This window comes from Acinetobacter sp. TTH0-4 (assembly GCF_015602665.1).
Taxonomy (GTDB): Bacteria; Pseudomonadota; Gammaproteobacteria; order Pseudomonadales; family Moraxellaceae; genus Acinetobacter; species Acinetobacter albensis.
In genome coordinates, this window is record NZ_CP059079.1 from 2118787 (window position 1) to 2144159 (window position 25373).

General features: G+C 39.8%; 23 protein-coding genes and 1 tRNA gene. 17 read left to right on the plus strand and 7 right to left on the minus strand.

The annotated features are described in order from the left end of the window. The first annotated feature begins 296 nt into the window (after positions 1-296). The 6 genes from H0S58_RS09935 to H0S58_RS09960 all read left to right on the plus strand — a co-directional run bounded on the left by H0S58_RS09935 (position 297) and on the right by H0S58_RS09960 (position 6162). Positions 297-1238: a transporter substrate-binding domain-containing protein gene (locus tag H0S58_RS09935; protein WP_092719567.1), complete on the plus strand. Its 942-nt coding sequence runs from the start codon at positions 297-299 to the stop codon at positions 1236-1238. Positions 1239-1302: 64 nt separating this feature from the next. Next, on the plus strand, positions 1303-2046 hold the full coding sequence (locus H0S58_RS09940; protein WP_053579782.1) for an amino acid ABC transporter permease: 744 nt from the start codon (positions 1303-1305) through the stop codon (positions 2044-2046). Further along, entirely contained in the window at positions 2046-2729 is a 684-nt protein-coding gene (locus tag H0S58_RS09945) for an ABC transporter permease subunit (RefSeq protein ID WP_092719564.1), read from the plus strand. The genes H0S58_RS09940 and H0S58_RS09945 overlap by 1 nt, the downstream gene beginning before the upstream one ends. Positions 2730-2743: 14 nt before the next feature. After that, complete coding sequence (locus H0S58_RS09950) at positions 2744-3469, plus strand: amino acid ABC transporter ATP-binding protein (protein WP_195727597.1); 726 nt, start codon at positions 2744-2746, stop codon at positions 3467-3469. A 617-nt stretch (positions 3470-4086) separates the two neighbouring features. Then, positions 4087-5274: an ammonium transporter gene (locus tag H0S58_RS09955; RefSeq protein WP_195726424.1), complete on the plus strand. Its 1188-nt coding sequence runs from the start codon at positions 4087-4089 to the stop codon at positions 5272-5274. A gap of 201 nt (positions 5275-5475) precedes the next feature. Beyond that, positions 5476-6162: a phosphatase PAP2 family protein gene (locus tag H0S58_RS09960; protein WP_195726425.1), complete on the plus strand. Its 687-nt coding sequence runs from the start codon at positions 5476-5478 to the stop codon at positions 6160-6162. Positions 6163-6176: 14 nt separating this feature from the next. Here H0S58_RS09960 and H0S58_RS09965 read toward each other — a convergent pair whose 3' ends face one another. From H0S58_RS09965 to H0S58_RS09985, 5 genes are all read right to left on the minus strand, one after another. Continuing rightward, the gene (locus H0S58_RS09965; protein WP_195726426.1) at positions 6177-7490 is read right to left on the minus strand and encodes a sensor histidine kinase; all 1314 of its coding nucleotides are present in this window, start codon (positions 7488-7490) and stop codon (positions 6177-6179) included. A 12-nt stretch (positions 7491-7502) separates the two neighbouring features. Next, complete coding sequence (locus H0S58_RS09970) at positions 7503-8180, minus strand: response regulator transcription factor (protein ID WP_195726427.1); 678 nt, start codon at positions 8178-8180, stop codon at positions 7503-7505. A gap of 9 nt (positions 8181-8189) precedes the next feature. Next, positions 8190-9857, minus strand: coding sequence for a phosphoethanolamine transferase (locus H0S58_RS09975; protein WP_195726428.1), 1668 nt, complete (start codon positions 9855-9857; stop codon positions 8190-8192). A 118-nt stretch (positions 9858-9975) separates the two neighbouring features. Then, positions 9976-11082, minus strand: a complete 1107-nt coding sequence (locus H0S58_RS09980; RefSeq protein WP_195726429.1) for a porin — start codon at positions 11080-11082, stop codon at positions 9976-9978. A 124-nt stretch (positions 11083-11206) separates the two neighbouring features. Beyond that, complete coding sequence (locus H0S58_RS09985) at positions 11207-12472, minus strand: MFS transporter (RefSeq protein ID WP_227592234.1); 1266 nt, start codon at positions 12470-12472, stop codon at positions 11207-11209. 147 nt (positions 12473-12619) lie between these two features. Between H0S58_RS09985 and H0S58_RS09990 the strand changes: the two genes are divergently transcribed. The 5 genes from H0S58_RS09990 (at position 12620) to putP (ending at position 17345) form a co-directional block, all read left to right on the plus strand. After that, on the plus strand, positions 12620-13240 hold the full coding sequence (locus tag H0S58_RS09990) for a 1-acyl-sn-glycerol-3-phosphate acyltransferase (protein WP_195726430.1): 621 nt from the start codon (positions 12620-12622) through the stop codon (positions 13238-13240). Between the two features lie 72 nt (positions 13241-13312). After that, positions 13313-14230, plus strand: a complete 918-nt coding sequence (locus H0S58_RS09995; protein ID WP_195726431.1) for a patatin-like phospholipase family protein — start codon at positions 13313-13315, stop codon at positions 14228-14230. Positions 14231-14330: 100 nt separating this feature from the next. Further along, positions 14331-14804 carry an NfeD family protein gene (locus H0S58_RS10000; RefSeq protein ID WP_092719542.1) on the plus strand — a complete coding sequence of 158 codons (474 nt, stop codon included), beginning with the start codon at positions 14331-14333 and terminating at the stop codon, positions 14802-14804. 14 nt (positions 14805-14818) lie between these two features. After that, positions 14819-15673 (plus strand): SPFH domain-containing protein, encoded by an 855-nt coding sequence (locus H0S58_RS10005; protein WP_053579772.1) that lies wholly within the window; start codon positions 14819-14821, stop codon positions 15671-15673. 181 nt (positions 15674-15854) lie between these two features. Then, a complete protein-coding gene (putP, locus tag H0S58_RS10010; protein WP_195726432.1) occupies positions 15855-17345 on the plus strand; it encodes a sodium/proline symporter PutP in 1491 nt (496 codons plus the stop codon). An 80-nt stretch (positions 17346-17425) separates the two neighbouring features. Here putP and H0S58_RS10015 read toward each other — a convergent pair whose 3' ends face one another. Then, positions 17426-18334 (minus strand): polyprenyl synthetase family protein, encoded by a 909-nt coding sequence (locus H0S58_RS10015; protein ID WP_195726433.1) that lies wholly within the window; start codon positions 18332-18334, stop codon positions 17426-17428. Positions 18335-18485: 151 nt separating this feature from the next. Next, entirely contained in the window at positions 18486-19679 is a 1194-nt protein-coding gene (prpF, locus tag H0S58_RS10020; RefSeq protein ID WP_195726434.1) for a 2-methylaconitate cis-trans isomerase PrpF, read from the minus strand. Positions 19680-19997: 318 nt separating this feature from the next. Here prpF and H0S58_RS10025 point away from each other — a divergent pair, with 318 nt between their 5' ends. From H0S58_RS10025 to H0S58_RS10050, 6 genes are all read left to right on the plus strand, one after another. Beyond that, positions 19998-21353 carry an amino acid permease gene (locus H0S58_RS10025; protein ID WP_053579769.1) on the plus strand — a complete coding sequence of 452 codons (1356 nt, stop codon included), beginning with the start codon at positions 19998-20000 and terminating at the stop codon, positions 21351-21353. A 90-nt stretch (positions 21354-21443) separates the two neighbouring features. After that, a tRNA-Arg gene (locus H0S58_RS10030) sits at positions 21444-21519 on the plus strand. Between the two features lie 174 nt (positions 21520-21693). Further along, a complete protein-coding gene (locus H0S58_RS10035) occupies positions 21694-22914 on the plus strand; it encodes a tyrosine-type recombinase/integrase (RefSeq protein WP_195726435.1) in 1221 nt (406 codons plus the stop codon). A 90-nt stretch (positions 22915-23004) separates the two neighbouring features. Then, entirely contained in the window at positions 23005-23736 is a 732-nt protein-coding gene (locus H0S58_RS10040) for a Fic family protein (protein WP_195726436.1), read from the plus strand. Positions 23737-24215: 479 nt separating this feature from the next. Further along, a complete protein-coding gene (locus H0S58_RS10045) occupies positions 24216-24692 on the plus strand; it encodes a helix-turn-helix domain-containing protein (RefSeq protein ID WP_004677047.1) in 477 nt (158 codons plus the stop codon). Then, entirely contained in the window at positions 24688-25227 is a 540-nt protein-coding gene (locus tag H0S58_RS10050; RefSeq protein WP_265088242.1) for an IS630 family transposase, read from the plus strand. The genes H0S58_RS10045 and H0S58_RS10050 overlap by 5 nt, the downstream gene beginning before the upstream one ends. The last annotated feature ends 146 nt before the right edge of the window (positions 25228-25373 follow it).

Consider the following 25373-nt stretch of genomic DNA (forward strand, 5'->3'; position numbering starts at 1 on the left):
AAGTGAAATAAACCTTATCCTATAGTCTAATAAAAATCGATTTAAGTTGATTTTGGCATAGATTATGCTCTATTTTCAGAACTTCAATTGTCACAAAAAGTCTATAAATCATAAACATTTACTCTTAACAAAATGGTAAAAAATCTTGCTTGAGCTTAAAGACCAAACTCGATTAATATGAGACTTAGGACAAAAAAATGTGACAAAAAGTTCATTTGTTACCACGGCATGATTAATGAATAATCAGCCTAAAATTTAAGCAAATGATGCTCAATAATAGACAAGGAGTTTTTAATATGTCACCTAAACGCAGTATGACCTCTTTACTTTTTACCAGTGCGCTTATCTTGGGTTTAAGTGCCTGTAGCGATAATAAAGCACCAGCATCGGGTGAAAAACCAGCTGGAGACGCAAGTACCTCTGGCACCCTCGATAAAATTAAAAAATCTGGCACTATTGTCTTGGGCTATCGTGACTCTTCTATTCCATTTTCCTACATTGCGGATAATCCAAATCAACCTGTAGGTTATGCGCATGATTTGCAACTTAAAGTGGTAGATGCAGTCAAACAAAAACTGAATATGCCCGACTTAAAAGTGCGTTATAACTTAGTCACCAGCCAAAATCGTATTCCATTGGTTTCAAATGGTACAGTCGATTTAGAGTGTGGTTCGACCACCAACAACAAAGAACGTCAGCAACAAGTCGATTTTTCTTTAGGTTTCTTTGAAGTCGGTTCACGTTTACTCACTGCAAAAGATTCGGGTGTAAAAGATTTTGCTGATTTAAAAGGCAAAAAACTGGTGACCACCGCAGGTACAACGTCTGAACGCTATATCCGTCAACACCAAAAAGAACTGGGTATTGGTGAAATTATTTCATCCAAAGATCATGCTGAATCTTTCTTAATGCTGCAAAATGGACGTGCAGCGGCCTTTATGATGGATGACATTTTACTTGCGGGCGAAAAGTCTAAAGCATCTGATCCAAACAAATGGGAAATTGTAGGGACTGCACCTATCCATGAAATTTATGGTTGTATGTTGCGTAAAGGCGATGCTGGCTTTAAACAAGTCGTTAATGATGCCATTAAAACCACCTATGGCTCGGGTGAGATTAATAAAATGTACCAAAAATGGTTCCAACAACCCATTCCACCGAAAAATATCAATTTGAATTTCCCAATGTCAGATCAACTTAAAGCGTTAATTGCAACACCACACGATCGCGATCAATAAACTCTAAAAACATACAAGCACAGGTTGAAATGGATGTTTAACCTGTCGCTTTGGTGGAGACACTATGAATTATACTTGGAACTGGGGTGTCTTGTGGCAAACCACCGGTGTCGGTGATAGCACTTATTTGCATTGGGTATTTATTGGACTTGGCTGGTTATTGGTAATTGCACTTGTTGCATGGACCATTGCCATGGTACTGGGCAGTATTTTAGGCATTATGCGTACCTTGCCCAATAAAACTGCTCGAACCATCGGTACAGCTTATGTCACTATCTTCCGTAATATCCCGCTGCTGATTCAATTGTTTATCTGGTTTTATGTGGTACCTAATTTTTTACCTTCAGGCATTCGTGACTGGTGGATTAATGATTTAAGTGCCAATACCACAGCCATCATTTCTGCCAGTGTCGGTTTGGGTTTGTTCACCGCAGCTCGAGTCTGTGAACAAGTACGAACAGGGATAGAAGCCTTACCTACTGGTCAAATCAATGCAGGTTATGCCATGGGGTTCAGCACAGCTCAACTCTATCGTTATGTGGTTTTACCGCAATCATTTCGTACTATTTTACCGCCACTCAGTTCAGAATTAACCAACTGTGTCAAAAATACCTCGGTTGCTTCCCTCGTAGGGGTTGCAGAAATTATTTCGCAAATGAAAACCATTAGTGAATATACCCAAAACACGATCGAAATTTATACCATCGTGACCATTATTTTTGTGGTGATTAATGTCTGCCTCATCTCGGCGATGAACCTGTTAGAAAAACGCTTACACGTTCCCGGTTTAATTGCAGGAGGTAAATAATGGAATGGCTCTCTGCATTTTTAAATGACTTACAACTGTCTGGACCTGCTTTGTGGCATGGCTTTAGTATTACGTTGAAAGTCGTGTGTATTGCAACAGTAGGCGGTATTTTCATTGGCACCATTTTGGCTTTAATGCGTTTATCTTCCATTAAAGTTTTAAATGTCATAGCACAGGCTTATGTCAACTTGTTTCGCTCTATTCCATTGCTATTGGTATTGATGTGGTTCTATTTTGCAGTGCCCTTCATTTATACCGCAGTCACAGGGAATTATCTGACCATTGATACGGCTTTGGTTTCCAGTATTGTGGCCTTTATGCTATTTGAAGCGGCTTATTTCTCTGAAATTGTACGTGCAGGCATTCAGTCTATTCCAAGAGGACAATCTGCCGCGGCTTCAGCTTTAGGGATGAGTTATGGGCAATCCATGCGACTCATTATTTTGCCTCAAGCTTTTCGCAAAATGACACCGTTGCTGTTACAACAAACGATTATTTTGTTTCAAGACTCAACTATGGTGTATGCCATTGGGCTACTGGACTTTTTCAGAACCACCTATGTGCGCGGTGACCTCATGTCGCTACTCACGCAATATATTCTATTTGCAGGTTTGGTGTATTTCACCATTAGTCTTTTGGCTACTTATGCCGTTAAAAAATTACAAAGAAGGTTACGTGTATGAATGATACCAAAGTGATGATCGACATTCAGAACGTGAGTAAATGGTACGATAAATTTCAAGTACTGACCGATTGCAGCACGCAAATTTGTCAAGGCGAAGTCGTTGTAGTTTGTGGTCCCTCGGGTTCAGGTAAATCGACTCTGATTAAGACCGTGAATGGCTTAGAGGCTTTCCAGCAAGGCAATATTTTGGTCAATAGCATTGCCATTAAAGACCCAAAAACCAACTTAAACCAATTGCGTAGCCAAGTGGGAATGGTATTTCAGCATTTTGAATTATTTCCCCACCTCACCATTACTGAAAACTTAACTATTGCCCAAATTAAAGTTTTAGGACGTTCTGAAGCAGAAGCCAAGAAAAAAGGCTTGGCCTACTTAGATCGTGTTGGCCTCAGTGCTCAAGCAGATAAATTCCCTGCTCAACTTTCAGGTGGTCAACAACAACGTGTGGCAATTGCCCGTGCTTTAAGCATGGATCCCATTGCTATGTTATTTGACGAACCTACTTCTGCACTTGATCCTGAAATGATTACAGAAGTACTTGATGTTATGGTCGGTTTAGCCAAAGAAGGCATGACGATGATGTGTGTCACCCACGAAATGGGCTTTGCACGTCAAGTTGCCAATCGGGTGATTTTCATGGACCAAGGTAAAATTGTTGAAGACTGTACTAAAGATGAATTCTTTAATACACAGCGCGGTGAACGTGCTCAGCAATTCCTAGATAAAATTTTGCATTAAACTTTGCACATAGCAAAAAAGCAGATCAATCGATCTGCTTTTTGTTGCCTTATTTATTTTATTGAGAGATACAATTCATAACTCGGTGAATTAAACTCCCGTGTTAATTGCCTAATTGTATTGCACGATTAAAACTCACTCATTCTTATTAAAGGGTTATCTAGAACTTATAATCCATCATCTCAAATATTAGTTTTATCAAATCTACACAGCAGCAAGCGATTGTCATGTAAAGATGCATCTCCACTGATCCTTAAAAATTAAAATAAGCTGCCCTAGAAGATCTAGAATTGGTTTTTTTCTATTATTTTTAACTTTTCCGATAAAATGTCTATCTCATTTTTGATTAAATTTTGAATGATTTATTCTTTGACTGAATGGGTTAAATATAATTTATATATATTATTCAATAATATAAAACAAAACACCGATCTGCAAGATGTTCTAAAATAGTGCGTGCATTCCATCATAGTGCATAGCTTTGCTTTATATCGAGTCTTATTATTTTTTAGCCCTATTTAATCAAAATTTCCCTTTTCCAAATCTCTTCCCGAAAATAATCATATGAGTATACTGATTACCTTTTTGTGATTTAAGCACTAAAATGGAGCCATAAAATGCAAAACATAGATTTACTCTTTCTCCTTCTTGGTGCGATTTTAGTATTGGCCATGCATGCAGGTTTTGCATTTTTGGAATTGGGAACTGTTAGACATAAAAATCAAGTCAATGCCCTCAGTAAAATTTTGACGGATTTTGCTCTTTCTGCCATGGCTTACTTTTTTGTGGGATATTACATTGCCTATGGGCAACATTTTTTCCATTCTGGTGCAACTTTAGTTACAGATCATGGTTACAACCTGATGCGCTGTTTCTTCTTGTTGACCTTTGCCGCTGCCATTCCTGCCATTATTTCGGGTGGTATCGCGGAACGGGCTAAAATGCGTTCGCAAGCCATTGCCACTTTACTGTTGGTTGCCTTGATCTATCCTTTTTTTGAAGGGATTGCATGGAATGGCAACTTAGGTCTACAAGCATGGTTAGCTCAGACATTCGGTGCCAATTTTCATGATTTTGCGGGTTCTATTGTGGTACATGCTATGGGGGGCTGGATCGCATTTGCTGCAGTAATCTTACTCGGCGCACGTCATGGTCGTTACAAAAAGGATGGGCGTGTAAGTGCTCATCCCCCCTCTTCTATTCCATTTCTGGCATTAGGTTCTTGGATTTTAATTGTGGGTTGGTTTGGTTTTAATGTCATGAGCGCACAACGTTTAGAGGCTATTTCTGGACTAGTCGCCATTAACTCTCTTATGGCCATGGTGGGTGGAACCATTGCGGCAAATTTTGCGGGTAGAAATGACCCAGGCTTTTTACATAATGGTCCTTTGGCAGGTTTAGTCGCTATTTGTGCAGGTTCAGATGTGGTACATCCTTTGGGTGCTTTAGTCATTGGATCCATCGCAGGTATTATGTTTGTCAAACTGTTTACCTATACCCAAAATAAACTCAAAGTAGATGATGTCTTAGGTGTTTGGCCACTACATGGCATCTGTGGAACCTTCGGTGGTTTGGCAGTGGGTCTTTTTGGGCAATCTTGGTTGGGCGGCTTAGGTGGCGTTTCCATGATGTCTCAAATCATCGGTACCTTCCTCGCGATATCAATCGCACTTGCAGGTGGCTTTTTGGTTTACGGCGTACTTAAATACACCATAGGCATTCGTTTATCGCAAGAAGATGAATTCAATGGCGCAGATTTATCCATCCATAAAATCTCAGCAAATTCGGAAGATGCTATTTTTTAATGATGTTCTGAAATTTTAAAGCGGCGAATCAAAGTCGCTTTTTTTATGCTTGAATTAATCTCGATACAGAATATCAATAGCATGAGCAACCTAAGCTAGAATTTTGAAATAAATCAGCTTAAAAAATTCTTCACTCTGTCTTAAGGCGAAATTAAGTTTATGTTGCTGTAATAGCCAAAATAAAATCTATTGAACTTTTTTATGCATGACCAACAACGCATTATTCTCTATCAAGGCTGCTTTCTGATCGTCAGTTTTTGTGTGCTTTGGATTGGTTTTCCTATAGGGGGAACGCTTGATTTGATCTTAATCGATCCATGGATTAGCCCCTCAGGACAATTTATACTTCGCGATAACTGGTATTTGGCTGAACTTAGTCATCGTTATATTAAAAACTTCATTGTCTTGATCTATGTTAGCTTTTTAATCCTTTGGCTGGGTTCTTTTAAATTCAATACGTTGAAACCAAACCGTTGGCGATACGGTTATTTCTTTGGCATGGTGATTCTGTCCACCTCAATGATTGGCTTACTCAAATCACAATCTGCTCATGCCTGTCCTTGGAATATCACTATTCCGACACCACAAGGTTTTTTTTGGGATTTTTCTGCAACCAAGGGGCATTGTTTCCCCGGTGGACATGCCGCTACAGGTTTCGCAATGATGGCAGGTTATTTTGTGTTCCGAGACTCTAATCAAAAGCGTGCTTATTTTTATCTCATTTCTGCTGTGATTTTAGGTTTTGCCTTGGGTTGGGCACAAATGATGCGCGGGGCACATTTCCTGAGTCACAATTTATGGACCGCTTGGATTATTTGGCTCATCAACGTTGTTTTTTATATTTTTAATTATAAAAAATTCAGTTTAGATCCGAATAAAACCCCATAAATGCGAATCTGAATTTACTGCATAGGTAAGCTAATACGCACTTGTAATCCACTCAACGTCTCACTGCGTGTAAAAGAAATTTGACCACCTAAGCGTTCTACTGCTTTATCTACAATTGAAAGCCCCAGTCCACTTCCAATTTCTAAATGGTGATGGACACGATAAAAACGTTTGAGAATTTTCTCATACAGTTCTGGTGCAATGCCTGGTCCATTGTCTTCGACTAGCAAAACTGCCACTCCCTCTTGCTCAAAGACAGAGACATTGATCATGCCCTGCTTAGGGGTGTATTTAATCGCATTATCAATCAAATTAAAAAGAATGGAATGTACCGCCGATTCTGGACAAAGCAAAAAGATTTCCTCTTGACGCTCCATACCCAAATCAATTTCTTTCTGCATCGCCAAGTGAATCAGTTGTTCTACGCAATTGAGCGCGACATGATGCAGCGAACAGGGCTGTTTTGTTTCTAATTCCAAAATAGAGGCATCTTGTTTTGCCAAACTGAGTAACTGACTGACCAAATGCTGAATCCGAATTAAACCCTTACTCAAATTTTGTAAATCTTGTGCTTCTGGAAATTGTTTTAATAAAATTTGCATTTGTAAATTTAAAGCGGTAATGGGCGTGCGCAGTTCATGTGCTGCATCTGCGATAAACTGTCGCTGTTCTTGTTGTGCATTTAAAATACGTTCAAACAGAAAATTCATTTCCCGAATCGTCGGTGCAATTTCCACAGGATAATGACTGATTTGAATTGGGCTTAACTCATGTGAGTCACGCTGGACCAATTCAGTTTTAAAATCATCGAGTGGTTGTAAACTACGACCAATAATCCAACTTAATCCCCAAATCACAAAAGGCATGAACAGCAGATAAGGAATAAACATGCTGCCTGCCAGCTCCAAAGCCAAATGCTGACGCGTGCTTTGCTGCTGACTGATCTGAACCTGATAATCTTTTAAAGGTAGAATGTAGGTATGCCAAACACCATTTGCAGTTTTATGGGTATAAAAACCAGCTTTTTGTACAGGATGCACCAATAAATTTAAATGATGCTGGCTATGGTCTTCTTCATGATACGACCAAACATCGACAAACAAATCTTCTTCATGATAATGCCGCATTTGGTCAAACTGACTTTTTACTGGTTCTGGGTCATGTAAAGCAATACGTTCTGCCAAATTTTTCATTTGAGCATCTAAAACTTCATTAATTTCTTCTAGCGCAATCCGATAAGCAGAAAAAACCAATAGACAGCCCAAAGCAATACTAAAAATAGAAATATAAATAATCAGGCGTTTTTTTAATGAATATTGTGTCTGCACCAATCACTTGTCCTATTGTTGTCCAAGACGATAACCTAATCCGCGAATTGTACGAATAAAATCTTTCCCCAGTTTAGCGCGTAAATGATGGATATAAACTTCAATGGTATTGCTGTTAATTTCACTGTCTAGGTCATATAACTTATCTTCTAAATTGGCTTTAGAAAAAATCTTGTTGGGATGGCTGACTAAAGGTGTCAAAATTGCCCATTCTCGATTAGATAAATCTAAGTACTGTCCTTTGAACTGAGCAATATGCTGCTCTACATCTAAGGTCAAGTCCGCATAGTGTAAAATTTTTGCGCTCTCTTGCAGAATCACGTCACTGCCACTACGACGTAATAATGCATGAATCCGTGCGACCAGTTCATCAAACTCATAAGGTTTAATTAAATAATCATCAGCGCCCTGATTTAATCCCTCGACCCTATTTTGCAGTTGATCACGCGCAGAAATAATCAGCACAGGTAAAGTTGCTGATTGCAACCGAATTTTCTTTAATACTTGCATCCCATCCATCAGCGGCAAGCCTAAATCGAGCAACACGATATCAAATTTTTCTTCAGCCAGTTTTTTTAAGCCATCAATTCCATTATTGACCCATTGCACGTCAAATTGTTGATATTTCAGTAGTGTCATGCTGGATTCAGCAATCATAAAATCATCTTCAATCATTAATATTTTAGTCATGCTTTAAACTCACACTTTTTCTTGGGTTTCACATTGTTGCAACATATCATTTTGTTTATGAATGACTTGGGTTTTTATATCTAACAAACTAAGCAAACTGGGGAACATATTATCTTGGCTCAATTCTTTGCTTTTTTGTTGGGCTAAGCAAGTGATTTGTGCAGCATTGTGTTTGCGCCAATCATTTGAAAACCACATCAGCATGGGAATATGTGTTTGCTGACTCGGCGCAATCGCATAGGGTGCACCGTGCAAATACATACCACTTTCCCCTGTCGATTCACCATGATCAGACAAATACCAAAAGCCTGTTTGATAATGCGTATGAGTTTTTAATTCTTGAATGAGTGAACTTAATACATGGTCGGTATACACAATTGTATTGTCATAACTATTTAATAACTCTGTACGGCTACAACCTTGAATCGCATTACTATCACAACTCGGTTTAAAAGGTTGGAATGCCACGGTTGAGCGTTGATAGTAAGCTGGCCCATGACTGCCCATTTGATGTAATACAATGAGACGTGGCGTTGTATCTGTAATCGCAAGCCCTGCAAGATAGGCTTTTAAGCTGTCGATTAAAATTTCATCCTGACATTCACCTGCTTTTGTACACCATTTATCCTGAATAGCCTGTGGAATTTGATATTGTTCCACTCGATTACACGTTCCCTTACAACCTGAATTATTATCAATCCAAGTGACTTTATAGCCTGCACGCTGTGCAATATCGAGCAATCCTTCGCGATGACTTGCAAGTTGTTCATCATAGTCTTTACGCGTCATGCCAGAAAACATGCAAGGCACTGAAACTGCTGTGGCTGTTCCACATGAACTGACCTGATTAAAATTGATAATATTAAGTTTTGATAATTCAGGATTGGTATTTTTAGCATAACCGTTTAAAGAAAAACTTTCAGCACGGGCCGTTTCTCCTACCACCAAAACCATCAATTTCGGTTTATTCGGTGCTGCGACTTGTTGAATTAAATGTGCATCCTCACCATACACAATTAAAGGTAAATTTTGCTTTGGGGTTTTATTTTTATAATATGACGTGAAAGAAGAAATCATATTTTGCGGTGAAATCATGCTTTTTAAATCATGATGTTCACGAAATATTGCAGCAAAATCGACATAAAATACAAACAACAGTCCAGCCACAATAGCCAAAGAGAGTACCGAAGTCAGTATTTTTTTCCACATTTGGCGAATCACAGGCTCTGACTTAATTTTAACCATTAAAGTCGCAATAATTGGCAATAATGTGATGACGAGTGTCCACCCGACCAAACGCCATGACCAAGTATCACGTGCCTCGGCCAGATCTGTTTGCATCAAATTTTGAATTTGATCTGGCGTAATCAGCACGCCCAAAGAATTGACTGCATAAGCCGCAAAGCCACCAATAAATAGCAAGACAATCGCAATCGGTTTCGCTGTCCAGTTCCAATTTAATAGCTGAAAAATAAAATAGTACGCCGCGATGATAACCACTACGGTTGCAGCTAAAAATAAATAGGCTTTCATGCCTTGATAAGGTGTGAGGTGATGAATCTGTTGAAAAAAACTCAAATTCAAAACTACGCCCAGCCAAATGGCCAGCACTAAATTAAATTGGTTTAACGAAATCGGATGAATTTTATTCCGAAATTGGAGGATTGCATCGAGCATTATTTTATCGCTAATCTTTTATACTGATGCTGCAATGTAAAATTTTAAACTTAAAACTCACTTAAATAAAAAAAGCGATGTCACCATCGCTTTTAAATCAATGTTGAACAGGCTTGTATTAGAATTTAAATTCTAAACCTGTTCCTGCTACAGGTTGCTTGGTTTCTGCATTCCCCCGTTCTAAGGTTAAATAACCTGCATAACCATAGGCTTTCACTTGTTTCGTGAAGGCATAATCTAAACCTGCAAAAATTTGTTTGGCTTCTAGATCAGCTGATCCATTGATAAAACTGGTGGTATTTTGGCTATATTGTCCTTTTAGCGTCCACGCTTTAGCTGTGACAATATTATACTCAGCGCCCACTAACCAGCCTTGCGCATCATCAATAAATTCTGAACCCACTGCATTGCCTTCGGCATCCTGTACTTCTGAGGTTTGATACAACGCTTTAAGTGCTACACCATTGGCTAAATTCGCTCGACCAATTGCACGAATTGTATTGGCTGCTGCAAACAATGAACCGCCTGTGACTTCTGGCTCAGAAGCATTCACAAAACCTCGCCCAACAAAGTTGCTTGGAATGGCTTTGTCATAAGCCAGACCTGCGACAAAAACAGGGCTGTCGTATACCACGGAGGCTGACCATGCATCCCCTAAACCCCGACCCGCAGTTTTAACCACACCATTGTCTGCTTTAATGGCACTGCCTTCACCTGTCGCCAACAAAGCGTTCACTTTAATTGCACCTGTAGGCACTAAAATAGCAGGTGACTCATAAACCAAAACATTTGCAGGTCGGTTTTCACCAGTAAAAATTCCTGCAATATCGGCTTTGTTTGCAACATAATTATTAAAAGTATCAACCGAACTCGACAACTGTTTTAATGGTGTGTCATGTGAACCGACTTTTAGAGTCCCCAACTTGGTATCTTTCAAACCCACAAAACGGTTGCGTTTCGCCCAATCACTGCCTTCCCCATCTGCATTAAATGCCCACTCAATGCTATAAATCGCATTAAGTCGATCTGTGAGCTTTTCTTCTCCTTTCACCCCAATAAAAGAACTATTAGAACTGATTTCCCAGACATCACGGTCAGACTGCGTTGCATTGTCTTCTGGCAGATAATCCAGAGTGGCATCAATTTCCCCATAAAGCGTCGGTGCAGCAAAAGTTGACCCTGCCCATACGCTTAAAAAAAGCGCTGTTACAATTTTGGTTTTCATTTATAAATATCCCCGAAGTAAACCTGTAGCAGATGTTACTGTTTGGAAATATTTTAAAAAATGATTTAATTTTTATGTGCTTATCTTTTTTTATGTTTAGGTTTTAAATCTATATTGAATTGAATTAATCAGCTTTGGACGAGTGATCCATGATGCTCTGCCATTTAAAGATTGGAATTAAACACAGCACAGCAATTAAAGTGATGATACCCAAATATTGAGCATAGCCTAAAATATCCCCCATTATTCCACTCAAACTATATAAACCACCGCTTACCGTAGCCAATAATGCTACCTGAAAAGTGAAATCAGTGCCTGCCCATGCTCTGCGGCTATATTGCATAATTAAAGTCAACATCACCACCAACAGCATGGCAGAAATCATGTCTTCAAAGGCATTTATACTATAGATAACCCAAGGTTGGATGGACTGCCCTGATTCATATTGTTGTGCCAGCCATGTGTAGGCCATCAAGCTCAAAATTTTTAACAGCGAAAAGCTTAAAAGCATATTGCCACGTGAAAAATACTTCAAACACAAACCTGCAAGTCCTGCACCCAGCAAAGCTGCAAGTGCTCCCAAAATACTGATATAAATTCCAATTTGTGCAAAGCTGAGACCCACATCGATCATGAAAGGTTTCAATAAAGGGCCAGCTAAACCATCTGCAACTTTAAAGCTGATTAAAACCATTAACCATGAAGCCAGATGTGGCGTCTGATAAAAATAGGCTAAATAATCTTTGACCTTGTGCCAACTAAATAACTCTTGATCAGAAGGGTTTTGAGTATTTGGGGGTTGGCTAGGTTCTTTAAAATATAAAATGGGCAAGGTATTCAAGAAAACCAGCCCAGCTAAAACCAAAAATGTGATTTGCCAATCAAAGCGATCTAATGCCCACAACACAGCACCACCACCCACAATAAAACCTAAACGTGAACCCACCACCTGAAAGGTATTGCCCCAATGTTGTTGCTGATTTTTAAGAATACTGACCGCTAAACCATCCGTGGCAATATCTTGGGTTGCACCGACCAGATTCATACTGAGTAAAACAATAAAAAATACCCATAAATATTCAGGTTGGTTTAAAGCCTGTATCGGCAAAAAAGATAAAACAACCAAAGTCAGCATACTTAAAAATTGAGTCGGAATAATCCAGCTTCGATAATGCCCCAAAGCTGAATATCCAAAACGGTCGACCCAAGGTGCCCAAAAAATTTTAATTGACCACGGCAACATCAGTAAGCCAAAGCCACCAATATGAGCCAATGACACCCCCTGCGCTCTTAAAATCACAGGTAAAGCATGGGTCATAAAACCTACAGGTAAGCCTTGCGCCCAATAAAGCGAAAACAATAAAAAATAGAGATTACGTATTTTTGTCATCAGCTACCTTGAAGGTCAAAACAACATTGGCGATTATGCTCATGCACACTCAATTGCAACCTATCTTTTGCCAATGCATCTTATTTTACTAAAGCTTAACATATTTAAAATGCAGTCTATTCTTGGTAATTTTATGGATAACTGAGCATGAATAAAAATTTTCCGATCTTGCCAAAACAGGTGCCGAGTCGTGGTCATTGCTTCAGCCAAATGCTTTTTAAGCATATTTTTCTGGCTCAAGGCTGGCGCTTTGAAGGTCAACTTCCCGACTTGCCCAAAGCTGTCGCTATCATTTCTCCGCATACTTCCAATCTTGATGCGTGGTATGGCTTTACAGCACTGTTGGGTGTTGGCCTTAAAATGACCATTTTTGGCAAACATACACTGTTTAAGACACCATTAAAACCATTACTAGAATGGATTGGGGTCATTCCAGTGCAACGCAATCAAAAACAGGGTTTAACACTGCAAATCATTCATTTTATTGATACGCAGGATCAGATTTGGATAGGCATGGCGCCTGAAGGTACACGCAAGCATGCGCAAAACATTAAAAGTGGTTTTTATCAAATTGCTTTAGGCGCTCATATTCCCATTGTGATGTTCTCTTTTGATTACGATGATAAAACAATTCATTGCTTAGGCGTATTTCATCCGACGGGGCAGTACGAACACGACTTAGATTATATTTTAAATCGCTATATTGGAAAATTTTCTCCCAAAAATCCTGACTGGTTAGCAGAACCGTTACAAAAGCGTCTGAAATAAGACTGGTCATCACTCTCATAATCTGCTGTCATGTGCGCAACTTTTTTTGTCTATTTAATCTTCAATTCTCATATGAAACTTGCACGATATTGTTTAATCGGCCTACTTGGTTTAGGTCTTATTGGCTGTGATAAAGCCACTAAAACACCGACCCAAATCACCACCATCAAAGCACGTGAACCTATCATTGCAATTGCTTTGGGTGGCGGTGGCGCTAAAGGTTTTGCACATATTGGAGTGCTCAAAGTTCTAGAATCGCATGGTATTAAACCCAAAATTGTGACCGGTACCAGTGCTGGTAGTTTTGTCGGTAGTATTTATGCCAGCGGTAAATCACCTTTTCAACTTCAACAAATTGCGCTGACTTTAAAAGAGTCTGACATTCGTGATTTAACCTTGAACAGTCAAGGCTTTGTGCAAGGTCAAAAACTGCAAAATTATGTCAACGCACATGTGGCAAATAAACCCATTGAAAAATTTCCCATTCGTTTTGCTGCAGTCGCTACCCGTTTAGACAATGGTCGAAAAGCTGAATTTATAAAGGGCAATGCAGGACAAGCAGTACGTGCTTCATGCAGTATTCCTAATGTTTTTGTACCAGCGCTGATTGGTGGAACAAAATATGTCGATGGTGGATTAGTTAGCCCTATTCCAGTCAAAACAGCCAAAGCCATGGGGGCGGATATTGTCATTGCCGTGGATATTTCTGCACGACCTGTTGGGGATAAACCACTCAACATGTGGGGCTTACTCGATCAAACCATTAATATTATGGGACAACAAAGTATTAACGAAGAGCTTGGACAAGCAACGATTGTGATTCAACCTAAAGTGGGGCATTTAGGAACCTTAGATTTAAAAGCCAGTAATCAATCTATTTTAGAAGGCGAAAAAGCAGCTCAACTCAAAATTCGCGCCATCGAAAAAATCATTACTGATTTTAAAAAGTCTCCTGCGGCGTTCAAACCTGCACCCAAAGCGAAAATCTAAAAATTATGCTTTTTTAATATTCAAAGACTTATATATCTGCTAAATTGATATAGACATTTTTTGATCTATATCAATTTTTTTACAATACACGAGTAGATGTATGGAATTTGCTTTCGAACCTTGGCATTGGTTTGTATTGGGTATTTTACTGATTCTCTCAGAATTGGTACTGCCCGCTTTTGCCGCACTGTGGTTTGGCATCGCAGCCATCATGGTGGGTATTTTATTTTGGCTGTTTCCAATGATGGGGTTTACCACCCAAATAGTCACTTGGATTATTTTATCGATTTTGTGCACGTTACTGTGGTTTAAATTTATTAAGCCACTTTCAACCGACAAAACCAAAGCAGGTTTATCGCGCGAGGCCACCATCGGTCAAGTCGGGATGGTCATTAAAATTCATCTGGAACATGACCTAACCACGGTACGTTTTCCGATGCCTGTTTTAGGCTCAGATGAGTGGAATTGTCGTAGCTTAGAGCCTGTTCGTGTTGGAGATCGTGTACGCGTAATCGATATTTTAGGCAATGAGCTTGTGGTTAAACCACATAATTCAAATAACGAAAATTTATAAAGCGAGGAAAGAGTATGTCTGGTGGTTTTATTATTGTTTTAGCCTTGTTGGCTTTTGCTGGCGTGACCATTTTCAAAGGGGTTCGTATTGTTCCGCAAGGATACAAATGGATTGTTCAACGCTTGGGTAAATACCATACCACCCTTACACCGGGTCTAAACTTTGTCATCCCTTATGTCGATGAAGTGGCTTATAAAGTCACTACGAAAGATATTGTAATGGATATTCCATCTCAGGAAGTGATTACTCGTGATAACGCTGTTTTACTGATGAATGCCATGGCATATATCAATATCACGACGCCAGAAAAAGCAGTCTATGGTATTGAAAATTATACATGGGCGATTCAAAATTTGGTTCAAACTTCATTGCGTTCAATTGTCGGTGAAATGGATTTAGATGATGCTTTGTCTTCACGTGATCATATTAAAGCCAAACTAAAAGCAGCTATTTCTGATGATATTTCTGATTGGGGTATTACCTTAAAAACAGTAGAAATCCAAGATATTCAACCCTCTAGTACCATGCAATCTGCCATGGAAGCACAAGCTGCCGCTGAGCGTCAGCGTCGTGCCACAGTTACCCGTGCAGATGGTGAAAAACAAGCCGCTATTTTAGAAGCAGATGGTCGTTTAGAAGCGTCACGTCGTGATGCTGAAGCTCAAGTGGTTTTGGCAGAATCATCACAACGTGCCATTGAAATGATTACTTCTGCGGTCGGTGATAAAGAAGTTCCTGTTGCGTACTTGCTCGGTGAGCAATATGTGAAAGCCATGCAAGAAATGGCCAAATCCAATAATGCTAAAACGGTGGTATTACCTGCCGACATCATGAATACCATTCGTGGTGTGATGGGTCGTAATCCATAATACTTCTAAATTATTGGTACTCAATAGACAGCTTTTGCTGTCTATTGTTATTTGAAATACGAAAAACTCTGCAATCCTTGCGAAATTATGCTTAAATTTCGCGTTATTTTTTTGAAATTATAGGTGCCAGTTTTTAAGCCCTATATTTCGATCTACTGTCCACCGTGTAAATGGATACTGTATGAGCTCCCTAGATCCGACCTTAATTACCTTTCTTTTTTATATCGTCGCCATGATTGTCATTGGTTTAATGGCCTATCGTGCGACCGCCAATTTCTCTGATTATATTTTGGGAGGTCGGCGCTTAGGTAGTTTTGTCACAGCGCTCTCTGCCGGTGCTTCAGATATGAGTGGCTGGTTGCTTATGGGGCTTCCAGGCGCAATCTATCTTTCAGGTCTATCTGAAATGTGGATTGCTATTGGCCTCATTATTGGGGCATGGCTAAACTGGTTATTGGTCGCTGGACGTTTGCGGGTACATACTGAAGTGCAACACAATGCTCTGACCTTACCCGATTATTTTTCCAATCGTTTTAATGATCAAAAGAAAATATTACGTATCGCATCTGCTTTTATCATCCTCATTTTCTTTGCAATTTATTGTGCTTCAGGCATGGTTGCAGGCGCACGTTTATTTGAAAGCATGTTTGATATGTCATACAGCACTGCTCTTTGGGTCAGTGCGATTGCGACCATTAGTTATGTTTTTATTGGCGGTTTTTTGGCAGTCAGTTGGACAGATACCATTCAAGCAGGTCTGATGATTTTTGCTTTGTTGCTCACGCCTGTGGTGGTGGTGTTAAGCTTTGCAGATATCAATCAATTGACCTTAGCGCTTGAGGCAGCTCGTCCGCAAGCAACAGATGTCATAGGCGATTTAAGTGTGGTTGCGATTATTTCATTATTGGCTTGGGGCTTAGGCTATTTTGGTCAACCGCATATTTTGGTTCGCTTTATGGCAGCAGATTCGGTTAAATCAATCCCAAATGCACGTCGTATTGGCATGACTTGGATGATTCTTTGCTTGGGTGGAGCTGTTGCTGCAGGTTTCTTTGGAATTGCCTATTTCCAACAGCATCCAGAGCTCGCCAGTGTGGTCAATGCCAACCCTGAAACAGTGTTTATGGAACTGACTAAAATCCTATTTAATCCATGGATTGCAGGGATTGTATTGGCGGCCATTTTAGCTGCTGTCATGAGTACGTTAAGCTGTCAACTTTTGGTCTGTTCAAGTACCTTAACCGAAGATTTTTATAAATCATTTTTACGCAAAAATGCTTCACAAAAAGAATTGGTCTGGATTGGTCGTTTAATGGTGTTACTCATCGCCATGCTTGCAATTTGGATGGCCGGTAATCCTGAATCGAAAGTATTGGGCTTGGTTTCATACGCTTGGGCAGGTTTTGGTGCAGCATTTGGTCCATTGATTATTTTGTCTTTATTTTGGCGCCGCATGACCTTAAATGGCGCACTTGCAGGGATGATTGTGGGGGCGATTATGGTGATTGTTTGGAAAAATTTCTTTAGTGCAACGGAGTTGTATGAAATTGTGCCAGGCTTCATTTGTTCGCTTATTGCCATTGTTGTAGTGAGCCTATTGGGTAAAGTACCATCTGAGGAGATCACAACGCGTTTCGACGAAGGTGATCGCTTATACAAAGATGCTCAATAGCTTGATCTTAGAATAAGCGCATAAAAAGAGGACTTAATGTCCTCTTTTTTTCATTCTTTAGTTTGGTATTTGCATGCTTTTTAGCTTTTACGCGCCAGTAAAAACTGAGTAATCTGACTCAGCTGCTGCGCTTGATCATTGAAAGATGACAAAGCAGCCATGGCTTGATGATGCAACTCTTGCGCATACACTCTGGCTTGCTCTAATCCCATTAATGCAGGATAAGTAGATTTTTCCACTTGTTGATCTTTCCCTGCCGTTTTGCCCAAGACAGCTGTATCTGAAATAATATCTAGAATGTCATCTTGAACCTGAAATGCCAAACCAATAGTTTGCGCATATTCTCTCAGTTTCGGAATCGCGGGATCGGTTCCTTTAAATACTGTAACCGCTGCCATCATGACTGCCGCAGAAATAAGTGCACCCGTCTTATTCTGATGAATATTTTCTAAAGCTTGTCGATCTATCTGTTTGCCTTCTGCCTGTAAATCTAACACTTGACCACAGACCATTTTTGAACTGGCCGTTGCCAAAATTTGCATCTGTTTGAGAACAATCGATGGATCAACCATAGGGCCTTGATCAAACAAACGACTGCCTAATATTTCAAAAGCCATTGACTGTAAAATATCACCCGCCAACAAGGCAGTGTCTTCACCAAAAGCCACATGACAAGTCGGTTGACCACGACGCAGCAAATCATTATCCATACACGGTAGATCATCATGTGCAAGCGAATAGCAATGAATCATTTCAATTGCAACTGCCGCACGGCGTACTGCGGCAAAATTCGGATTTTGCTGGATTGCAGCCGTGGCATAACATAGTGCTGGACGTACACGCTTACCGCCTAACATCACTGTATGATGTACCGCACTTTTCAGTGGTTCTGGAATAGAAAATGCCTCTAATGCCGTCAATAAATCCTGTTGAATACGTTGCTGTGCTTCAGTTAATACATGAGCAGGTAGGTCAGTTAAAGATGACACATTCGCCTCGAACATTTTACTTGGTGATTAGAGATATAAACCAACAGAAATACTGCTCAATGAGCTGAATTTCATCTGCATTATTCTGCTGGTGACTAACAGAGAACTTATGACTCATGATACTGGTTTCTTACAAAATTCTCTATCACGTTTATGCGTTCAGACTTTCTTCAGGAATGCGTACCCAACCTTCCATCAACACACGTGCGCTACGACTCATGACTGCTTTTTTAACTTGCCATTGTCCACTTTCTTGAACCGCTTGTGCACCAACACGTAATGTACCTGAAGGATGGCCGAAACGTACCGCTTCACGGACTCCCCCACCCGCGGCTAAATTTACCAGTGTACCTGGAATAGCTGCAGCTGTACCAATCGCCACTGCAGCTGTACCCATCATGGCATGATGCAGTTTGCCCATTGAGAGAGCACGAACCAGCAAATCGACATCTTCAGTTTGAATTTGCTTACCACTTGAAGAAATGTAGGCTTTTGGTTTTGCTACAAAAGCGATTTTTGGCGTGTGTTGGCGTTTCTCGGCTTCGGAAATATCTTCGATTAAACCCATCTGTTTTGCACCATACGCACGAATGGTTTCAAAACGTGCCAATGCTTCAGCATTTCCATTAATCACATCTTGCAATTCTGTTCCAGCATAGCCAATTTCTTCCGCATTCAGAAAAATAGTCGGAATGCCCGCATTAATAAAAGTGGCTTGGAAAGTGCCAATATTGGGCACATTAAAAGTATCGACTACATTTCCGGTGGGGAACATGGCACTGCCATCTTCGCCATCATCGGCTGGATCAAGGAATTCAATTTGAACTTCTGCTGCGGGAAAAGTTACACCATCAAGTTCAAAGTCACCTGTTTCCTGTACCTGCCCGTGACTCATCGGAACATGCGCAATAATTGTTTTTTGAATATTGGCTTGCCAGATTCGGACTGTACATAACCCATTTTCAGGAATGCGCTCTGCATTGACCAAGCCATTTGAAATCGCAAATGCCCCAACCGCCGCAGTTAAGTTGCCACAATTTCCACTCCAGTCTACAAAAGCACGATCAATCGCCACCTGACCAAATAAATAATCTACATCATGATTGGGCTGTGAACTTTTAGCTAAGATCACTGTTTTACTGGTACTTGAACTTGCTCCACCCATGCCATCAATTTGTTTACCGTAGGGATCTGGACTACCAATCACACGCAATAACAATTGATCTCGAATAGCTCCGGCCTGTTGTGCGGCAGATGGTAAATCATCCAGTTTAAAGAACACACCTTTACTGGTTCCACCGCGCATATACGTTGCTGGAATTTTAATTTGTGGAGCAAAACTCATTTTATTGATCCTTCCTGCTTATCATTGTTTTAAACAACATCGGCTGAATGTTGGCTTCATTGATCATACTGTTTTTTGAGTCAAAACATTCACTTCACGACTTAAGTATAAAAAAAATCGCTCACTCAGGCGCAGAAAAAAGTCTTTATAACTTACAAGTCAGATGATCAATAAAATTAATCTATTGATTCAACTGTTAATTCTATCAAATTATATACTGCTAAGGTGTAGTTCATCATTTACATCGCAGGGTTGTACTAGGCTAATACAAATCAATCTATTACAATCATCGACTTATCCATTGTCGGGCTGAGTACTTTGAACAACGAGTCGTCTACACTTCAGCGTGGCTTAAAGAACCGTCATATCCAACTCATCGCCATGGGCGGCGCAATTGGTACAGGCTTATTCTTAGGTTCCGCACAGGTGATTCAATCTGCAGGTCCTTCCATCATTTTGGGTTATGCCATTGGTGGTTTGATTGCATTTTTAATCATGCGTCAACTGGGTGAAATGATTGTACATGAGCCTGTTGCAGGATCATTCAGTCATTTTGCTTTTAAATATTGGGGAAAATTTCCAGGCTTTTTAGCAGGTTGGAATTATTGGATTTTATATATTTTAGTGGCAATGACCGAGCTGACAGCCGTCGCTAAATATATTAACTATTGGTGGCCGCATATTCCTGCATGGGCGTCAGTTTTTTTCTTTTTCGTTGTGATTACTTTGGTCAATCTTGGCAATGTGAAATTTTACGGAGAATCAGAGTTCTGGCTTTCCATTATTAAAGTCACGGCAATTGTTTCTATGATTGTGTTCGGTTTGTATTTATTGCTTACCGCTGATGCCAACTCAACCTCTTCATTTAGTAATCTTTGGGCACATGGTGGATTCTTCCCGAATGGCTTTGAAGGTTTATTTTATATGCTGGCCTTCCTGATGTTCGCATTTGGGGGAATTGAGCTGATTGGGATGGCTGCAGCAGAGGCCAAAGATCCTGAAAAAACTATTCCGAAAGCGATTAACCAAGTGGTGTTTCGTATTTTGCTGTTTTATATCGGATCACTGACCATTCTTTTGGCATTGGTTCCGTGGAATCAGCTTGATTTGGGTGGTTTAGATAAAAGTCCATTTGTGATGATTTTTAGTCAACTCGGTATTGGCTGGGCAGCACATTTATTGAATTTTATTATTTTAACTGCGGCCTTATCTGTTTATAACAGTGGTATGTATGCCAATAGCCGTATGCTTTTTGGCTTGGCGCAACAAGGCAATGCACCCAAAGTATTTACACAGGTAAATAAACAAGGTGTACCAATTCCAGCAGTTTTATTCTCGGCTTTATTAATTTTTGGTTGTGTCCTATTAAACTATTTTGTTCCAGAAGATGCTTTAAGCCATTTGATGTATGTGGTGGTGGGTGCATTGGTACTGAACTGGGCCATGATTACCTTGACACATTTGAAATTTAGACAAGCGATTAAACAAGCGGCGATTCAAACCAAGTTCCCTGCACTTTGGGCACCAATCAGTAATTATGTAGTGCTGATTTTTATTGCAACCGTACTTTATATTATGTGGATGCAAGGCTTTAAAGAGTCAGTACTGATGATTCCAATCTGGATTGTCGTGATGTTAGGCTTATTTAAAATAATGAAGTTGAATAAATCTTAAGCAAAACGATAAAGATCTGTCTTTTAAAAAGTTATTGTTTCGACAATAACTTTTTTTTTATGTGTATTTACGCTAAATTAGCTGCGCATGGTGCCCTTAGCTTAACTGGATAGAGCAGTTGCCTCCTAAGTGACCGACGCGGGTTCGACTCCCGCAGGGCGCACCATTTTATGGTTTATTTTCAACTTTCCCAATCCATACAGGTATAAAATAACCAATAAAATCATTGGTTTGATAAAAATACCGTCTATTCCAGTCTAAAAATTACTTTTAGAATCTATATTTTTTTGCGGTAATTTTTACGGTAAGATGTATTACCGCAAAAAACTCTACCGTAAAAATGCCAAAAATCGTTATACCTCTTACAGATACAAAGATTAAAACAACTAAAGCTAATCCGGATCAAATACAAAAATTAGCTGATGGTAACGGTCTTTTTCTAACCATTTCTAAAACAGGTGACAAAACTTGGAGATTTGATTACTCACGTCCCTATACCAAGAAAAGGAACTCATTAAGCTTTGGTTCCTACCCTAATGTGACCTTAGCTCAAGCACGAATCAAACGAGAAGAAGCTCGCACACTACTTGCTCAAAATATCGATCCACATATAGAGAAGAAAAGAATTGAGAATGAGATATTTAATGCAAATAAGAATATTTTCAGTGAACTCACTAAGGAATGGATGAGTAAACAAGAGTTTGCAGAATCTACGCTTAGAGGTCAGCAAAGCTTGTTAGAAGTCATTAATCAACATATTGGTCTAATTCCTGTTCATGAAATTAAACCAACAGATATACTTAAAGTTTGTCAGATTTATGAAAAAGAAGAAAAACTAGAGACAGCCAAAAAAGTTAAAGTTAAATGTGGTCAGATATTACGTTATGCAGTTTCTATTGGACTCTGTGAACGTGATGTCACTCAAGACTTAAGAGGCGCTTTAAAAACACCTAAAGTAACGCATATGGCGGCTTTGGTAGAACCCAAAGACTTTGCCCAACTGCTACAGGATATCGATTACTATCAAGGTTCTGCAATCACTCGCTATGCCCTGCGTATTGCACCACTGGTTTTTGTTCGCCCCGGAGAGCTCAGACATGCCCAGTGGAAGGATATTGACCTCGAACAAGGTTTATGGAGCTATACACCGCCAAAGACAAAATCTAAAACAGGTGTCCAGCATATTGTCCCGCTGTCAACTCAAGTCATTCATTTATTATCTGAACTGGCTCAAATTACGCGATATAAAAGTGAATATGTTTTTCCGGCAACCACATCAAACTTAAAACCGATGTCTGAAAACACCATTAACCAAGCTTTACGCCGCTTAGGCTATACAAGTGAACAAGCGTGCGGTCACGGTTTCCGAGCATCCGCACGTACAATTTTAGAAGAGGTTTTGGACTTTCCAATTGAACTGATTGAGCAACAACTCGCCCATCAGGTAAAGGACATGCATGGTCGAGCTTATAACAGAACCAAGCATTTAGAAAAGAGAAAAATAATGATGCAGAAATGGGCAGATTACTGTGAGCAAATTAAAAAGGATGTGCATGATTGATTGTTTTCGTAAATTTATAATCTACATAGTTTAAGAACTTCGATTCAGTTATTATCGTTTTTTATCTCATAATCTTTCAGAGTATCTATCGTGTTTGAGACTATCGATTCATTAAAAAATAAACTTGATGCTCAACGTCCTCTACCACCTTCTGTCGTTAAAAATTTACAAGAAGATTTGATTCTGCGTTGGACATACCACTCCAATGCGATTGAAGGCAATACACTTACTCTACTCGAAACAAAAGTTGTTCTTGAAGGGATTACTGTGGGTGGAAAAGCACTTCGAGAGCACTTTGAAGCGATTAATCACCGTAATGCGATTTACTACGTTGAAGATATCATCAAAAAAGAAGAGCCTTTTTCTGAATGGCAAATTCGTAACATTCATCAATTGATTTTAAAAAATATCGATGATGACAATGCCGGTCGATACCGTCAGCAAAATGTACTTATTTCAGGTGCTACTAACACGCCGCCCGATTACACTTTACTGAATGACAAGATGGCTCACTTCGTAGATTGGTATAATTCAGAATCTAGCCAATTACATCCTATTGAACGAGCAGCAAAAGTGCATGCAGACTTCGTAGGCATACATCCTTTTATTGATGGTAATGGTCGCACCTCTCGCCTACTCATGAATTTAGAGTTAATGAAAGCTGGCTATCCACCTTGTGTGATTACAGTTGAGAATCGTCTTGCCTACTATGAAGCTTTGGATCAATGGATGGCCTTTGGAAAGACTGAAGCATTTAATCAATTGGTTGCTGATGCTGTATTGGAAGGATTTAAGCCTTATATAGTCGTTTTAGGAATTTAAAATACTTGATGTTATATTACCATTAAAAAAATACCCCTACTATATTGACTAAGAAACTCCAATCCTTGCCACAATAATCGATATACATTCCCTCTAAAGCTAAACCCACATTAACTTTGGAAATGAATGGATTCGGGAAGCCATTCATCTAGGTTCAAGCAAATGTTAACTCTGAAATATTGTGCTACATCACCCTCATTATAAAAATGATCTGATGACTCATTATTTTATACAACCTCTTCACACAATAAACGTCCTTCATCACTATTAGCTACTCTACTTGTAGGCATTAACCAACAACGACTATCATCACGACTAATGGCGACATAATGTTGTTTGGATTTTTCTAATAAATGGGGTTCTTGAATCAACCTTTTTTTCCAATTCGGCAAATTTTTGTTTCCCTTTCCACATTTCATTAAGTTGACAAAAACAACTAAGCATGCGAAAAGACATTTTTGGTTAAACGATGTTTGCACATGCCACGGATTGTTACCGTCCCACTCAGCTTAGAACAGCGTGCACAACTAATTCTCCTGACCAAGCATGCAGCACATTGGCGTGAAAGACAACGTGCCCAAACCATTCTCTGGCTTTCCGAAGGAAAAACTGTTGCCGAAGTTGCTGCGTTACAAGAGCGTATCCCGGAAACCATAAGGCTACAACGCCGACATTGGGAGCTACATCAGTTTGAATCGATTCAAGAAGGTCATCGCTCAGGCCGTCCCAATACTTTGACCTCAAACTATCAGGCTCAAATCTTAGAGTGGGTCAACACAAGCCCACTCAATGCAGAACAGATCCGAGTCAAACTGCATGAAAAACACGGTGTGTCCGTGTCTGTTGAAACTCTTCGCAAGTTTTTGCGAGATTCAGGTATGGTCTTCAAACGCACCCGTCACAGCTTGAAAAAAAAGAGACCCGATCGCATTTGGACAAGCGCAACAGCAGATTGAAGCATTACGTGAGCAAGCGGCACGTGGTGAAATTGTATTGGGCTATGTCGACGAAACAGGGTTTTCGGCTACGCCTGACAACCGTTATGCATGGACAAAGATAGGCGATGTTCATGCGGTTGATGCTGTAAGACTAAAGCGAGTTAATGTGATGGGTTGTCTCCTGTCAACGGGTCATCTGATCACCAGTTGCCTACAGGAATCCGTTAACAGTCGCTGGTTTTATGCCTATTTGATGGGTGTAGCAGCACAGGTGAAACGCAGCTATCAAGTTCCTTTGCTGTTGATTGTTGACAATGCCTCGATTCATCGCAGCAAACAGATGGTAGATTGGCGCAAGCTTCTTGTACAAGAGTATTCAACGACTTTGTATTTTCTACCTGCGTATAGTCCTGAGCTGAATAGAATTGAGATGGTTTGGAAGCAGATGAAGTATAACTGGCGGGATTTTAAGGTGATGAAGGCAGATCAAATAGAGCGTTGGGTTGGGCAGATTTCAAAGGGTTTTGGTAATGAATACATGTTTACTTTTTAGTTGATACTTATGAGCATTAAGCCTTGTTATACAAGGCTTAATGCTAAATTAATGAACTAAGCTATTAATAAGTTTTTATCATCTACAAGCGGTCGCTGAAATAAAAAGCTAGGCATCATCTCAGCAAAGAATTACACAACATCATG

Coding starts and splice junctions, on each gene's coding strand:
- H0S58_RS09980 (WP_195726429.1), bottom strand. CDS start 11,082: ATGAAAACCAAAATTGTAACAGCGCTTTTTTTAAGCGTATGGGCAGGG.
- H0S58_RS09985 (WP_227592234.1), bottom strand. CDS start 12,472: ATGACAAAAATACGTAATCTCTATTTTTTATTGTTTTCGCTTTATTGG.
- prpF (WP_195726434.1), bottom strand. CDS start 19,679: ATGAGTTTTGCTCCACAAATTAAAATTCCAGCAACGTATATGCGCGGT.
- H0S58_RS10035 (WP_195726435.1), top strand. CDS start 21,694: ATGCCAAAAATCGTTATACCTCTTACAGATACAAAGATTAAAACAACT.
- H0S58_RS09945 (WP_092719564.1), top strand. CDS start 2,046: ATGGAATGGCTCTCTGCATTTTTAAATGACTTACAACTGTCTGGACCT.
- H0S58_RS09960 (WP_195726425.1), top strand. CDS start 5,476: ATGCATGACCAACAACGCATTATTCTCTATCAAGGCTGCTTTCTGATC.
- H0S58_RS10045 (WP_004677047.1), top strand. CDS start 24,216: ATGCCACGGATTGTTACCGTCCCACTCAGCTTAGAACAGCGTGCACAA.
- H0S58_RS09955 (WP_195726424.1), top strand. CDS start 4,087: ATGCAAAACATAGATTTACTCTTTCTCCTTCTTGGTGCGATTTTAGTA.
- putP (WP_195726432.1), top strand. CDS start 15,855: ATGAGCTCCCTAGATCCGACCTTAATTACCTTTCTTTTTTATATCGTC.
- H0S58_RS10005 (WP_053579772.1), top strand. CDS start 14,819: ATGTCTGGTGGTTTTATTATTGTTTTAGCCTTGTTGGCTTTTGCTGGC.
- H0S58_RS09935 (WP_092719567.1), top strand. CDS start 297: ATGTCACCTAAACGCAGTATGACCTCTTTACTTTTTACCAGTGCGCTT.
- H0S58_RS09995 (WP_195726431.1), top strand. CDS start 13,313: ATGAAACTTGCACGATATTGTTTAATCGGCCTACTTGGTTTAGGTCTT.
- H0S58_RS09940 (WP_053579782.1), top strand. CDS start 1,303: ATGAATTATACTTGGAACTGGGGTGTCTTGTGGCAAACCACCGGTGTC.
- H0S58_RS09950 (WP_195727597.1), top strand. CDS start 2,744: ATGATCGACATTCAGAACGTGAGTAAATGGTACGATAAATTTCAAGTA.
- H0S58_RS09975 (WP_195726428.1), bottom strand. CDS start 9,857: ATGCTCGATGCAATCCTCCAATTTCGGAATAAAATTCATCCGATTTCG.
- H0S58_RS09990 (WP_195726430.1), top strand. CDS start 12,620: ATGAATAAAAATTTTCCGATCTTGCCAAAACAGGTGCCGAGTCGTGGT.
- H0S58_RS09970 (WP_195726427.1), bottom strand. CDS start 8,180: ATGACTAAAATATTAATGATTGAAGATGATTTTATGATTGCTGAATCC.
- H0S58_RS10000 (WP_092719542.1), top strand. CDS start 14,331: ATGGAATTTGCTTTCGAACCTTGGCATTGGTTTGTATTGGGTATTTTA.